Below are 12,317 nucleotides of genomic sequence, written 5' to 3'. Positions count from 1 at the left end.
GATGACGCGGGACAGCGAGCACGGGGGGCATGCGGGGCAGCACGGCGGGCATGACAAGCATGCGGGGCACGATCCGGAGGCGTTCCGGCGCAAGTTCTGGCTGAGCCTGGCGCTGACCGTACCGATCGTGGTCACCAGCCACATGGTGATGGACTGGTTCGGCTACGAACTGGACTTCCCCGGGATCGACCTGGTGGGGCCGGTGCTGGGCACTGTGGTGTTCGCGTACGGCGGCTGGCCCTTTCTCCAAGGGGCGGTGCGCGAGATCCGCGACCGTGCCCCCGGCATGATGCTGCTGATCGCGATGGCGATCTCCGTCGCCTACCTGGCGTCGCTGGCCACCGCGCTCGGCGCGTTCGACCTGGACTTCTGGTGGGAGTTGGCGGCGCTGGTCACCATCATGCTGCTCGGCCACTGGCAGGAGATGAAGGCGATCGGCCAGGCCCAGGGTGCTCTGTCGGCGCTTGCCGCGTTGCTGCCCGACGACGCGGAACGGCTCACCCACGACGGTCGGGCCGAGCGGGTGTCGGTGGCCGACCTGCGGGTGGGCGACACCGTGCTGGTACGGCCCGGTGCACGGGTGCCGGCGGACGGTCAGGTCCTCGATGGCCAGGCCGAGATGGACGAGTCGATGATCACCGGCGAGTCCCGGCCGGTGGCGCGGGCGACCGGTGATCGAGTGGTGGCCGGCACCGTCGCCACCGACGCATCCCTTCGGGTACGCGTCGACGCGGTCGGCGACGACACCGCACTCGCCGGCATCCAGCGGCTGGTGGCGCAGGCGCAGCAGTCCAGTGGTCGGGCGCAGGTGCTGGCCGACCGTTTCGCCGCCTGGTTGTTCTACATCGCCACCGCCACCGCCCTGGTCACCCTGCTGGTGTGGACCGTGCTCGGCAACCTCGGCGAGGCGGTGGTGCGTACGATCACCGTGCTGGTCATCGCCTGCCCGCACGCGCTCGGCCTGGCCATTCCCCTGGTGATCGCCCTGTCCACGGCGGTCGCCGCCAAGGGCGGAATCCTGGTCAAGGACCGGCTGGCGCTGGAGCGGATGCGCACCGTCGACACGGTGCTGTTCGACAAGACCGGAACGCTGACCCGAGGGGCACACACCGTCACCGCCATCGCCGCCACCGCCGACCCATCCACCCAGAACAGCAACGGACAGGAGACGGCCGGGCAGCGGGAGGTGCTGGCGATCGCGGCGGCGGTGGAGGCCGACAGCGAGCATCCGCTGGCCCGGGCGATCGTGGCCGCCGCCGAGGCGCAGGGGCTCCGGCGGACGGCGACAGGCTTCCAGGCGCTGGCCGGTCGGGGCGTACGCGCCGAGGTCGACGGGGTGAGCTACGCCGTGGGCGGGCCGGCGCTGCTGCGGGAGTTCGGCGTCACCGTCCCCGATGCACTGACCCGACGGCAGGAGCAGTGGTCCCGCCGCGGTGCGGCCGTACTGCACCTGCTGCGCCTGTCCGCCAACCAGAAATCCGACGGGCGGGCGGAGGTGCTCGGTGCGCTTGCTTTGGAGGACGAGGTACGGCCGGAAGCGCGGCAGGCCATCGCCGACCTGCGCGGGCAGGGCATCCGGAAGATCGTCATGATCACCGGAGATGCCCGTCCGGTCGCCGAGGCCGTCGCCGCCGACCTGGGGTTCCGGGCCGGTGAGGACGAGGTGTTCGCGGAGGTGCTGCCGGCGGAGAAGGACGACGCGGTGGTCGACCTGCAACGCCGGGGTCTGCGGGTGGCGATGGTGGGGGACGGGGTCAACGACGCACCGGCGCTGGCCCGCGCGAACGTCGGCATCGCGATCGGGGCCGGCACCGACGTGGCGATCGAGTCCGCCGGGGTGGTGCTCGCCTCCTCCGACCCGCGCGGGGTGACCGGAGTGATCCGGCTGTCGCGGGCCGCGTACCGGAAGATGGTCCAGAATCTGGCCTGGGCGGCGGGCTACAACGTGGTCGCGCTGCCGCTGGCCGCCGGGGTCCTGGCCTGGGCCGGGGTAGCGCTGAGCCCGGCGGTGGCGGCGGTGTTGATGTCCGCCTCGACGATCGTGGTGGCGCTCAACGCCCAGTTGCTGCGCCGGGTCCGGCTACGCCCACCGGACTGACGCCGCGTCGCGGAGTCAGGTGGTGACGCCGCAGAGGGAAGATTCGTACAAGACCCGGCCCGGATACGGCGATCACACTCGACGCCATGGAAACCGGCACCGAGCCCGTACGCTTCGACACCAAGATCGCGGTGCTGCTCCGCGACGACCTGCCGGTCTGGCAGCGGCTGAACATGACGGCGTTCCTGGTCAGCGGCATCTCCCGGGCAGCACCCGAGGTGATCGGCGAGCCGTACGCCGACGCCGACGACACGCCCTACCTGCCGATGTTCCGGCAGCCGGTGCTGGTCTTCGCCGGGTCGAAGGAGGTGCTGACCGCCGCCCACCAGCGTGCCGTCGGGCGGAACCTGCCGCTGGCGGTCTTCACCTCGGACCTGTTCGGCACCGGGAACGACCGGGACAACCGGGCGGCGGTACGGGCGGTCGGCCGCGCCGACCTGGACCTGACCGGCCTGGCGGTGTACGGCCCCCGCAACGGGGTGGACAAGGTCATCAAGGGTGCCCGGATGCACCCGTGATCCGGCGCACGGTGGAGTACCGGCCGGGCGGGTAGCCGAGGATCCGTTTGAAGTGTCGACTCAGGTGTGCCTGGTCGTAGAAGCCGGTCGCGACCGCGACCTCGACGGCGGGCCGACCCTCCCGGAGCAACTGTCGGGCCAGGTCCACCCGGCGTGAGATCACGTACTGGTGTGGCCCGAGTCCGTACGCGGTGGAGAAGGCGCGCACCAGATAGGTGGGGTGGGCGTGCAGGGCCTCGGCGGCGTCCCGCAGGGTCAGCCCGGTGACGACGTGTTCGTCGAGCAGTTCGCGCAGGCGACGCGCGATCCGCGTGTCGCGCACCGCCGGTGCCTGCGGCGTACGTCGGGTGAGGTGGGCCCGGAGCCGGTCGCGGACGACGGCGAGTTGCACCTCTGCGGCGAACTCGTCACCGGGTGCCGCCACCAGCGCATGCAGCAGGTCGATCCGCCGCCGCAGCGCCGTGTCGTCGAACGAGGGCTGGTCCACGGCGCGGCCCACCAGCCGGTCGCCGAGCTGCTCGGAGTCGAGGTAGAGGACCCGTTTACGGAATCCGCCCGGGGTGGCCGGGCTGCCGTTGTGGGCGACCCCCGGCGGCAGCAGGGTGACCACCTGCCGGAACGCGCCGTGTTCGTGACGGTCGAGGTCGTAGCGGACGATCCCGTCGTCGACCACCAGCAACGTCCAGCTGCCGTGGGTGTGCATGGGGTACGCGTGCTCGGTGAACCGGGCGTGCAGCACCTCGGTTATCCCGCTGACCGGCGGCGCCCAGACCCGTACCTGCTGCCCGGTGGACATCAGTCGACGGTAACGCCCGCTCCGGTCACGGCGGGGTAGGCGCGGGTCTCGGTGGCCTTGACGGCGGCCCAGACCGGTTGGCCCGGGACCAGTTTGAGGTGGGCGGCGGCGGCCGGAGTGACGTCGGCGGCCACCTCGATCGGACCGGTCAGTTGAATCCGCAGATTGTCGCCGTGCCGCTGGATGCCCGTGATGGTCGCCGGCCAGGTGTTGCGAGGGCTGCCCTCCGGTCGGTGCGGGTACAGCGCCACGGCCGCCGGGGCGAAGGCCACGAAGACCTGCCCCTCGTACCGGTCGCCGATGGTCAGCACGTGCCCGTCGACGAGCCGGACCTGGTGGCCGGTGGCATGTCCCCGGTAGAGGTTCAGCCCCACCAGGCGGGCCACATAGTCGGTACGCGGTTCGGCGGTGATGGTGGCGGCATCGCCTTCCTGGACCACCCGGCCGTCCTCGATGATCACCAGCCGGTCGGCGAGCACCAGGGCGTCCAGCGGATCGTGGGTGACCAGCAGGGTGGCTCCCGGGTGGGCGGCGAGATGCTGGTGCAGCTGGGCTCGGGTGTCGAGTCGGGTACGGGCGTCGAGGGCGGCCAGCGGCTCGTCGAGCAGCAGCAGCGCCGGGTCGACGGCCAGTGCGCGGGCCAGCGCCACCCGTTGGGCCTGCCCACCGGAGAGTTCGCGGGGCTTGCGGCGGGCCTGTTCGGTCAGATTCATCCGGGCCAGCCAACCGGTCGCCCGCTGCCGGGCCTGCTGCCGGTTCAGGCCGTGCCGACGCGGCCCGAAGGCGACGTTGTCCAGCGCGCTGAGGTGGGGAAAGAGCAGGTAGTCCTGGAAGACCACACCGATCGGCCGCCGCTCGGCGGGTACCCAGGCCCGGTGCCCGGGACGATCCAGGTCGCGGCCGGCGAGGGTGAGGTGCCCGGCGGAGAGCGGGTGCAGACCGGCGAGGGCGCGCAGGGCGGTGGTCTTGCCGGCGCCGTTGGGCCCGAGCAGGGCCACCACCTCCCCGGGGGCGATGGTCAGCGGCAGGTCGAGCCGGAAGTCACCCCGGTCGACCACCAGATGCGCGTCCAGCAGCCAGGTCATGGCGTGCTCACCCACCGGTCCCGCAGGCTGGCCAGGATCACCACGGAGACGGTGAGCAGCACGAGACTCAGCACGATGGCCGCCTCCAGGTCGGTCTCCAGGGCGAGGTAGACGGCCACCGGCATGGTCTGGGTACGGCCGGGATAGTTGCCGGCGAAGGTGATGGTCGCGCCGAACTCACCGAGCGCCCGGGCCCAGCCCAGCACCGCCCCGGCGGCCACCCCGGGCGCGACCATCGGCAGCGTGACGTGGGTGAAGGTGACCCAGCGGCCGGCACCCAGGGTGGCGGCGGCCTCCTCGTACCGGGTGTCGGCACCGCGCAGCGCGCCCTCCACCGCGAGGATCAGGAACGGCATGGCGACGAACGTCTGCGCCAGCACGACCGCGGTGGTGCTGAACGGCACGGTGATCCCGAACGTCTCGTCCAGCCAGGAGCCGACCAGGCCACGACGGCCGAAGACCAGCAGCAACGCCACGCCACCGACCACGGGTGGCAGCACCAGCGGGACGGTGACCAGGGCGCGCACCAACCGGCGGCCGGGGAACGGCACCCGGGCCAGCAGCCAGGCCAGGGGCACGCCGAGGACCAGGCAGAGCAGAGTGGCGAGGGTGGCGGTCTGCACCGACAGCCGCAATGCGGTGAGTACGCCCGGCTCGGTGAGCCGCTGCGGCAGCGTGGCCCAGGGCGTACGGGCCAGCAGCCCGACCAGGGGCAGCAGGAGGAACAGCAGGCCGATCGCGGCGGGCAGCAGCAGTGCGACCGGAACCCGGCGGACGCGACCGATACGACGGGCCGGCGCCGTCCCGCTGTCGACTCGACGCACCGGCTACGGCACCTGGAAACCGGCGGAGGTGAGTACCGCGCGACCGGGATCGGCGCGTACGTACTCGACGAAGGCACGGGCAGCGGCCGGGTTGGTGGCCTCGGTCAGCACCGCGATCGGATAGTCGTTGATCGCCTCGACCGACTCGGGGAACTCCACACCGTCGATGTCGGCGGCAGCGGCCCGAGCGTCGGTGCGGTAGACCAGCGCGGCGTCGACCTCCCCCAGCCGTACCTTGGCCAGGGCGGCCTTCACGTCCTGCTCCAGGGTGACCGGGGTGAGGGCGACCCCGGCGGCGTCCAGCGCGGCGCGCGCCGCCGCCCCGCAGGGCACCTGCTCGGCGCAGAGCGCCACCTTCCGGTCCGGCCCGGTGAGATCGCGCAGGCTGGTCACCCCGTCCGGATTGCCCTTGGGTACGGCGATGACAAGCTGATTGCGTACGAAGGTGACCGGCTCCTCGGCGGCGTTGCCGGCATCGACGACGGTGGCCATGGGAGCCGGCGCGGCGGCGGCGAAGACGTCGGCGGGAGCACCCTGGTTGATCTGGGCGGCCAGCGTGGAACTGCCGGCGAAGCTGAACGTCACCCGCACCCCGTTGGCGGCCTGGAAGTCCTGACCGATCCGGGTGAACGACTCGGTCAGCGAGGCAGCGGCGAACACGGTCAACTCGCCGCCGATCCCGTCGCCGGCCACCGGTGGTTCGGCTCGGTCGTCGGCGCAGCCGGTCACGAGCAGCACCGCGAGCACGCCGGCGGCGGCCAGGGTGGTACGCAGTCGGGTGCAGGTCTTTGCGGTGCTGACGACGTTCACGCTACCCGCGAGCTGAAGGGTTGGTCGGCGGGCGAGCCAGTCCACGAGCGCGGTCACCTTGCTATCTTGACGGGCCCTGTCCGAGGGGCCAGCCGCCCCACCCGGCCTCGCGAGCCTTCTCCAGTGGCCTGACGGCCCTCAACACGGAGCGTGACCGGCGGTATGGACAGCAAACGTGCGATTGATGTCCACTCGCGTCGGGGCACCCTGCGGCCCGACCCGTTGCTCAGGCGTCGAGGTTGCCCGCCTTGATGCCCTGCACGAAGCCAGCCCACCGGTCGGCGTTGAAGGACAGCACCGGCCCCTGTCGGTCCTTGCTGTCGCGGACCATGACGGCCTGGGGCGGTGTGGCGACCTCGACGCAGTTGCCGCTTGAGCCGGACCTGCTGCTCTTGCGCCAAGTGACGCGAGTCAGGTCCATCCCGTGCCCTCCTAGGTGAGGTCTGCCGCAATCGCACGCAGCGTATCTCGCGTGGGCTTGGGTGCCAGCGCAAGGGCTTGCAGTTGCTCGTGTGCCGCCGCGTACGCGGCAACCTCGCCGGGCCGTTCCAGGTATAGCGCTCCGGTCAGGGTGTCGACGTACACCATGCGCTCTTCGGCTGCGTGCGGATACGGGTCGGGCATCGGCGGGAAGTCGAGGATCACGAAGCTGCCATCGAACCCGACTCCAGCCGAGTACGGCAGCAACTGAATCTGGACGTTGCTCCGTGTCGATTCTTCGATCAGCCGCGCGAGCTGCCGTTGCAGCACCTCGGGACCGCCGACCATCCGGCGAGCCGCGCCCTCGTCGATGACCACACGCAGCATCGGCGGGTCGTCCCCGGTCAGAATGGCTTGCCGCTCCATCCGCAGCGCTACCTGTCGGTCTACCTCGTCACCTCGCATCGGGACGGGCGCGCCTTCGAACGCCGCTCTCGCGTACTCCTCGGTTTGCAACAGGCCGGGAACCATCTGGCACTCGTAGGTGCGGATGACAGACGCCTCGGACTCCATCCCGACATACGCTGCGAACCAGTCCGGCAGGACGTCGCTGTACCGCTGCCACCATCCGCGCTGCTTCGCCTGGCGAGCCACCGCAATCACGGCCTCGGCCTGGTCTCCAGCCACGCCGTACAACGCCAAAAGCGCTCGCACGTCGTTTGGGTGCGGCCGGACCTCTGCCGTCTCGATCCGGCTGAGCCAGCTCGCATCGTGGTCGACGCGCCTTGCTGCGTCGGCTGACGTGATCCCCGCCGTCTCGCGGAGTTGCCGGAGGGTCAGCGCCAAGCGCCGGCGCCTGACCGTAGGGCTCTGACGTTGAGGCATGTCGTCATCTTGCCATGCGGAAAACCAGAATTCCTTTCGCAGACACGCAGTCCGCAAACTTGTTATCCGCATATTGCGGATTGTCTTTGTGCGTGGGACGGTGTTGCCGGGTGTGGCGGTCAGATGACCGTGAGTGGCCTGGCCGCCATGCCGCTTACGAGAGGAGGCGGGATGGGCAGGCATGTCAGCTACGACCAGTACGTGGTCGCCGCAGCTCTCACGCTGGCCCGACGACATCGGCCCGTGTGGTCGTGGGAGAAGTGGCGGCGGGTCTGCCGGTGCGGGGGCGAATTACCCTGCCGGGCCAAGCATCGCGTGCCGATCAACCGGGGTCACTGGCCGGGTGGGATTCGATGACCACACATGGGCCTGTCCTTCCGTTCTGGACGTGCGCGGGATGTGAATTGCCCTGGCCCTGTCGCACCCGACGCCGCGAGCTGCTGATCGAGTACGAAAACGCTCCGGTGTCCCTCGCCCTCTACATGGGCACGCACCTGGTGTCCGCCGCACAGGACATGGGCTGGGCTCCCGCTGGCGTTCTTCATCGCAGGTTTCTCGGGTGGCTGCCATGACCGAGGTTCCTTACTTCGTCCAGGTGGCCTGGGTTGTTCTCGATGACCACACCGTCAAACGCTGCGACCGGTGCTACCCGGACGGCTGGTGCCCGCGCGTCGCGGTCTCGCGTGCCCGGGTCTTGGCCTGGCGCAAGGTCAGGCACCTGCGGTGATCACGCTCCGAGCCGGTGACCTGGTGCATGTAACCCGATCTGCCAGCGTGCAGTTCCACAAGCCGATCATGTTCCGGGTCATCCGCGTGCTGGACTGGACCACCTACGACGGGTGGATCTGGCTGGAGGGCTACCAGCTCGACTCCCGAGGTGACGCCGTGGCGCGGCGGTCCATCTTCGTGATGCAGGCCGGACTGCGGACCGCCCCGGCACCCGTGGTGGTCGGGCAAACGCACTTTCGGAGTCGCTGGAACTAGTGGGTGATCACGGGCGACCAACTTCACGACGTCGCCCGCCGAGAGGAAACCTATGTTCAGCGCCACCTCGGGTCGGTTCACCCGCCCGGCCGTACTCTTCACCGGGGTTCTTCTCGCCGGCCTGTTCGCCGGCTGCGGCTCCTCCGACGACGACTCGACTGCGGCCCCCACCCCGTCGGCCACCGCCGTCCCCTCCGCCACCCCGGCTGCGGCGGACGGTGTGCTGACCGTCCAGGATCCGTGGGTCAAGGCAGCCGACTCGGGGATGACCGGGGCGTTCGTCACGCTTGTCAACAACACCGATGCCGATGTCACCATCACCGGCGCGACCTCCTCCGTCTCGCCGATGGAGGTGCACGAGATGACCATGCGCGACGGGCAGATGGTCATGCAGGCCAAGGAGGGCGGTGTGGTGGTCAAGGCCCGGAGCGAGTACCGGCTGGAACCCGGCGGCGACCACCTGATGCTGATGAACCTCGCCCAGCCGGTACGGGCCGGTGACGAGGTCAGCTTCACCCTCACCTTCGCCGACGGCCGCACCCAGACGTTCACCGCCGTGGCGAAGCCGTTCACCGGCGCTCAGGAGAGCTACGCCCCCGGTCACGGTGAGCCCTCGCACGCACCGCACGGTGAGCCGTCGCACGCCCCGTCGGCCAGCCACAGCCCGACACCATGACCTCGGCGAAATCGCCGGTGAGCCGGCGCGGTCTGCTCACCGGCGGCGCGTTGGCCGCCGGTGGCACGCTTGTCGGTGCCGTCGCGGTCGCCGCCGGCCGCAGCGAGGACACCGCCGCAACGCCCGCGCAGGTGCCGGTGGCGACCGTCGGCGAGGCGATTGAGCCGTTCCACGGCGTACGCCAGTCCGGTGTCGCCACCGAACCGCAGGCGCACGCGGCGTTCGTCGCCTTCACCCTGCGTCCCGGCACCGACCGCGCCGCGCTCGGCCGGATGATGCGCCTGCTCTCCGATGACGCCGCCCGCCTCACCCAGGGGCGGCCGGCGCTTGCCGACACCGAACCGGAGCTGGGACTGCTGCCGGCCCGGCTGACCGTCACGTTCGGCTTCGGTCCCGGCCTGTTCGCCGCGGCCGGCCTCGACGAGCGCCGGCCACCGTCGGTGGTCGACCTGCCGTCGTTCTCGATCGACCGGTTGCAGCCGCGCTGGTCCGGTGGGGACCTGCTGGTGCAGATCTGTGCCGACGACCCGATCACGGTCGCCCACGCCCAGCGGGTCCTGGTCAAGGACAGCCGCCCCTTCGCCACCGTGCGGTGGGTGCAGCAGGGCTTCCGGCGAGCCGCCGGGGCCGAGCCGGGCCGGACCCAGCGCAACCTCTTCGGCCAACTCGACGGCACCGCCAATCCGAAGCCGGGTGGGCAGCTGGAGACAGCCGTGTGGATCCCCGACGGGCCGGACTGGCTGCGCGACGGCACCACCCTGGTGCTCCGGCGGATCAGCATGAACCTGGAAAGCTGGGACCTGCTCGGCCGCACCGACCGGGAGTTCAGCGTCGGCCGGCGGTTGGACACCGGCGCCCCGCTGACCGGCGCGGCCGAACACGACGAGCCGGACTTCGCCGCCGTCGGCCCCGACGGGCTGACCGTGATTCCGGACTTCTCCCACCTGACCCGGGCCCATGTCAGCGACGACCGGTTCCGGATCCTGCGCCGCCCCTACAACTACGACGGGGTGCCGGCGGCCGACGGTACCGCCGACAGCGGGTTGATCTTCGCCTCGTACCAGGCCGACATCGCCCGACAGTTCCTACCCATCCAGCAGCGGCTCGCCGAGCGGGACCTGCTCAACGAATGGACCACCCCGATCGGCTCCGCCGTCTTCGCCATTCCGCCCGGTTGTCCCGAGGGCGGCTGGGTCGGCCAACAGCTGCTCGGTTGAGGAGGAGAATCGTCATCATGCGCACCCGACTCCGCCACCTGTCCGCCCTGGGCCTGGCCGCCGCCCTGCTGGCCGCCACCGCTCTGCTGGCCGCGCCGGCTTTCCCGGCCTACGCGCACAACGTGCTGCGCAAGGCGACGCCGGCGCAGGACGCCGAGCTGACCAAGGCACCGACCAAGGTCACCCTGGACTTCCTCCAGAAGCTGAACCCGTCGTTCACCACGGTCACGCTCAGCGATGCCGACAAGCAGCCGGTGGCCACCAGCGAGCCGGAGGTGGACGGCACGAAGGCCACCGTGACCATCGAGTCGACTCTGCCCAACGGCGTCTACACGGTGGCGTACCGGGTGGTCTCCAACGACGGGCACCCGGTGCAGGGGTCGTACAAGTTCACCGTGGCCGACCCGAGCGCCACCGCCGAACCGAGCCCCAGCCCGAGCCCCAGCCCGGAGGCGACCGAGCCGGCGGGGAGCCCCAGCCCGACCGCCGAGCAGACCTCGGTCGCGCCCGCCAGCCCCGCCGCGAGCGACTCCTCCGGTGGCGGTGCGGGTACGGCCGCGCTGCTGACCGGCGCCGCCGTACTGGCCGCCCTGGCGATCGGCGCGGTGGTCGTCCTGCTGCGCCGCCGCCGCTCCGGTGACAGCGCGGCGTAGTGCGCACACCGGCGTGACCGTGCGCGCGTCGGTGTGCCCGGTACACCGAGCGTGCCGCGCACCGGTCAGCCGGCCAGTCCGTCGGCGCGGCGTCGGAACAACCCCCGTTCGCCGTCGTTGCGGGTGAGTTCGGCGGCCCGGAGGAACTCGTCACGGGCGGGCCCGGTGTGGCCCAGCCGGGCCAGCAGTTCACCGCGCACCGCCGGCAGTTGCGGGTAGTCACGCAGGGACCGTTCCTGCGCCAGCTCGTCGACGAGTGACAGGCCCCGCTTCGGATCACCCGCCAGACCCACCGCGGCGGCCCGGTTGAGCAGCACCACCGGGGTCGGCTGGAGGTGGGCGAGGACCTCGTACAGGGCCACGATGCGGGGCCAGTCGGTCTGCTCGGCGCGGGTTGCCCGGGCATGGCAGGCCGCGATGGCGGCCTGGAGGGTGTAGCTGCCGATGCCCAGCGCCTCGGCGCGGGCCAGCCCGTCCAGTCCGCGCCGGATCAGCAGCCGGTCCCACGACCGGCGGTCCTGGTCGAGCAGGGGCACCGGCTGGCCGGCGGCGTCGACCCGGGCGCGCAGCCGGGAGGCCTGGAGTTCCATCAGGGCCAGCAGGCCGTGCACCTCGGGCTCGGCGGGAAGCAGCCCGGCGAGCAGTCGCCCCAGTCGCAGCGCTTCATGGCACAGCTCCGGGCGCGCCCAGTCCGGGCCGCTGGTCGCCGCGTACCCCTCGTTGAAGATCAGGTAGACGACCTCCAGCACCGCCGCGAGCCGCTCCGGCAGCTCCGCGCGGGTGGGCAGTTCGAACTGCACGTTCGCCGCAGCTAGGGCCCGTTTCGCCCGGACGATGCGTTGGGCGGCGGTGGATTCGGGGACCAGGAACGCCCGGGCGATCTCCGGGGTGGTCAGGCCGCCGAGCAGCCGCAACGTCAGCGCGACCTTGGCCTCGCCGGAGAGCACCGGATGGGCGGCGGTGAAGACCAGCCGCAGCAGGTCGTCGCCGATGTGGTCGTCCAACTCTGCGTCCCGGTCGGCCTCCGCGTACTCCTGTCGGATCTGTACGTCCCGGGTGAACAGGGCGAGCTTGCGCGCGTACCGTTCCTGGCGGCGCAGCCGGTCGATGGCCCGATGCTTGGCGGTGGCCAGCAGCCAGGGGCCGGGATTCTCCGGCACGCCGGTCTGCGGCCACCGTTCCAGGGCCACGACCAGCGCGTCCTGGGCCAACTCCTCGGCCAGCCCGACGTCGGAGACGAGGCGGGCCAGGCGGGCGATCAGCCGGGCCGACTCGATCCGCCAGACCGCCTCGACCGCCCGGTGGGTGGCCCGCCTCGCGTCGTCGATTGTGGAATCGGTAGCCGTCACGG

15 protein-coding genes are annotated in these 12,317 nt (G+C 71.4%); 8 read left to right on the top strand and 7 right to left on the bottom strand.

The features are described from left to right. Position 1 precedes the first annotated feature (1 nt). Positions 2-2,098 carry a heavy metal translocating P-type ATPase gene (locus EG812_RS13565; protein ID WP_126711754.1) on the top strand — a complete coding sequence of 699 codons (2,097 nt, stop codon included), beginning with the start codon at positions 2-4 and terminating at the stop codon, positions 2,096-2,098. Positions 2,099-2,184: 86 nt separating this feature from the next. Beyond that, on the top strand, positions 2,185-2,616 hold the full coding sequence (locus tag EG812_RS13560) for a DUF2000 domain-containing protein (protein ID WP_013731177.1): 432 nt from the start codon (positions 2,185-2,187) through the stop codon (positions 2,614-2,616). Here the strand turns inward: EG812_RS13560 and EG812_RS13555 are convergent. The 6 genes from EG812_RS13555 to EG812_RS13530 all read right to left on the bottom strand — a co-directional run bounded on the left by EG812_RS13555 (position 2,591) and on the right by EG812_RS13530 (position 7,397). Then, the gene (locus EG812_RS13555; protein WP_126711753.1) at positions 2,591-3,412 is read right to left on the bottom strand and encodes a helix-turn-helix transcriptional regulator; all 822 of its coding nucleotides are present in this window, start codon (positions 3,410-3,412) and stop codon (positions 2,591-2,593) included. The two genes, EG812_RS13560 and EG812_RS13555, sit on opposite strands and share 26 nt — an antisense overlap. Continuing rightward, complete coding sequence (locus EG812_RS13550; protein WP_126711910.1) at positions 3,412-4,497, bottom strand: ABC transporter ATP-binding protein; 1,086 nt, start codon at positions 4,495-4,497, stop codon at positions 3,412-3,414. Before EG812_RS13550 ends, EG812_RS13555 begins: the two co-directional genes overlap by 1 nt. Beyond that, positions 4,494-5,321: an ABC transporter permease gene (locus EG812_RS13545; RefSeq protein ID WP_199743869.1), complete on the bottom strand. Its 828-nt coding sequence runs from the start codon at positions 5,319-5,321 to the stop codon at positions 4,494-4,496. Before EG812_RS13545 ends, EG812_RS13550 begins: the two co-directional genes overlap by 4 nt. Before the next feature lie 3 nt (positions 5,322-5,324). After that, a complete protein-coding gene (modA, locus tag EG812_RS13540; RefSeq protein WP_436278278.1) occupies positions 5,325-6,131 on the bottom strand; it encodes a molybdate ABC transporter substrate-binding protein in 807 nt (268 codons plus the stop codon). Positions 6,132-6,357: 226 nt separating this feature from the next. Then, complete coding sequence (locus tag EG812_RS13535) at positions 6,358-6,552, bottom strand: DUF397 domain-containing protein (RefSeq protein ID WP_126711752.1); 195 nt, start codon at positions 6,550-6,552, stop codon at positions 6,358-6,360. 11 nt (positions 6,553-6,563) lie between these two features. Continuing rightward, a complete protein-coding gene (locus EG812_RS13530) occupies positions 6,564-7,397 on the bottom strand; it encodes a helix-turn-helix domain-containing protein (protein WP_233579478.1) in 834 nt (277 codons plus the stop codon). Positions 7,398-7,789: 392 nt separating this feature from the next. Between EG812_RS13530 and EG812_RS30065 the strand changes: the two genes are divergently transcribed. Genes EG812_RS30065 through EG812_RS13500 form a run of 6 tightly spaced genes read left to right on the top strand, consistent with a single transcriptional unit; the run spans position 7,790 to position 10,966 of the window. Then, positions 7,790-8,008, top strand: coding sequence for a hypothetical protein (locus EG812_RS30065; RefSeq protein WP_102656782.1), 219 nt, complete (start codon positions 7,790-7,792; stop codon positions 8,006-8,008). Beyond that, complete coding sequence (locus tag EG812_RS29090) at positions 8,005-8,163, top strand: hypothetical protein (RefSeq protein WP_158632507.1); 159 nt, start codon at positions 8,005-8,007, stop codon at positions 8,161-8,163. Before EG812_RS30065 ends, EG812_RS29090 begins: the two co-directional genes overlap by 4 nt. Next, positions 8,163-8,420 (top strand): hypothetical protein, encoded by a 258-nt coding sequence (locus tag EG812_RS13515; protein ID WP_126711907.1) that lies wholly within the window; start codon positions 8,163-8,165, stop codon positions 8,418-8,420. Before EG812_RS29090 ends, EG812_RS13515 begins: the two co-directional genes overlap by 1 nt. Before the next feature lie 52 nt (positions 8,421-8,472). After that, on the top strand, positions 8,473-9,096 hold the full coding sequence (locus EG812_RS13510) for a copper chaperone PCu(A)C (RefSeq protein WP_126711749.1): 624 nt from the start codon (positions 8,473-8,475) through the stop codon (positions 9,094-9,096). Further along, the gene (locus tag EG812_RS13505) at positions 9,093-10,313 is read left to right on the top strand and encodes a Dyp-type peroxidase (protein ID WP_126711748.1); all 1,221 of its coding nucleotides are present in this window, start codon (positions 9,093-9,095) and stop codon (positions 10,311-10,313) included. The genes EG812_RS13510 and EG812_RS13505 overlap by 4 nt, the downstream gene beginning before the upstream one ends. A 17-nt stretch (positions 10,314-10,330) precedes the next feature. Further along, positions 10,331-10,966: a copper resistance protein CopC gene (locus tag EG812_RS13500; protein ID WP_126711747.1), complete on the top strand. Its 636-nt coding sequence runs from the start codon at positions 10,331-10,333 to the stop codon at positions 10,964-10,966. Positions 10,967-11,031: 65 nt separating this feature from the next. Here the strand turns inward: EG812_RS13500 and EG812_RS13495 are convergent, their stop codons facing one another. Next, positions 11,032-12,315 (bottom strand): RNA polymerase sigma factor, encoded by a 1,284-nt coding sequence (locus EG812_RS13495; protein WP_126711746.1) that lies wholly within the window; start codon positions 12,313-12,315, stop codon positions 11,032-11,034. Between the last annotated feature and the right edge of the window lie 2 nt (positions 12,316-12,317).

The organism is Verrucosispora sp. FIM060022, assembly GCF_003977705.1.
In the GTDB taxonomy this organism is placed as follows: domain Bacteria; phylum Actinomycetota; class Actinomycetes; order Mycobacteriales; family Micromonosporaceae; genus Micromonospora; species Micromonospora gifhornensis.
The sequence above is the reverse complement of the archived record's forward strand: the minus strand, read 5'-3'. Positions and strand labels throughout refer to the sequence as shown.

Excerpts from the sequence above, each read along its gene's own strand:
- EG812_RS13565 (WP_126711754.1), top strand. The coding sequence starts at position 2 with ATGACGCGGGACAGCGAGCACGGGGGGCATGCGGGGCAGCACGGCGGG.
- EG812_RS13560 (WP_013731177.1), top strand. The coding sequence starts at position 2,185 with ATGGAAACCGGCACCGAGCCCGTACGCTTCGACACCAAGATCGCGGTG.
- EG812_RS13555 (WP_126711753.1), bottom strand. The coding sequence starts at position 3,412 with ATGTCCACCGGGCAGCAGGTACGGGTCTGGGCGCCGCCGGTCAGCGGG.
- EG812_RS13550 (WP_126711910.1), bottom strand. The coding sequence starts at position 4,497 with ATGACCTGGCTGCTGGACGCGCATCTGGTGGTCGACCGGGGTGACTTC.
- EG812_RS13535 (WP_126711752.1), bottom strand. The coding sequence starts at position 6,552 with ATGGACCTGACTCGCGTCACTTGGCGCAAGAGCAGCAGGTCCGGCTCA.
- EG812_RS30065 (WP_102656782.1), top strand. The coding sequence starts at position 7,790 with ATGACCACACATGGGCCTGTCCTTCCGTTCTGGACGTGCGCGGGATGT.
- EG812_RS29090 (WP_158632507.1), top strand. The coding sequence starts at position 8,005 with ATGACCGAGGTTCCTTACTTCGTCCAGGTGGCCTGGGTTGTTCTCGAT.
- EG812_RS13510 (WP_126711749.1), top strand. The coding sequence starts at position 8,473 with ATGTTCAGCGCCACCTCGGGTCGGTTCACCCGCCCGGCCGTACTCTTC.
- EG812_RS13505 (WP_126711748.1), top strand. The coding sequence starts at position 9,093 with ATGACCTCGGCGAAATCGCCGGTGAGCCGGCGCGGTCTGCTCACCGGC.
- EG812_RS13500 (WP_126711747.1), top strand. The coding sequence starts at position 10,331 with ATGCGCACCCGACTCCGCCACCTGTCCGCCCTGGGCCTGGCCGCCGCC.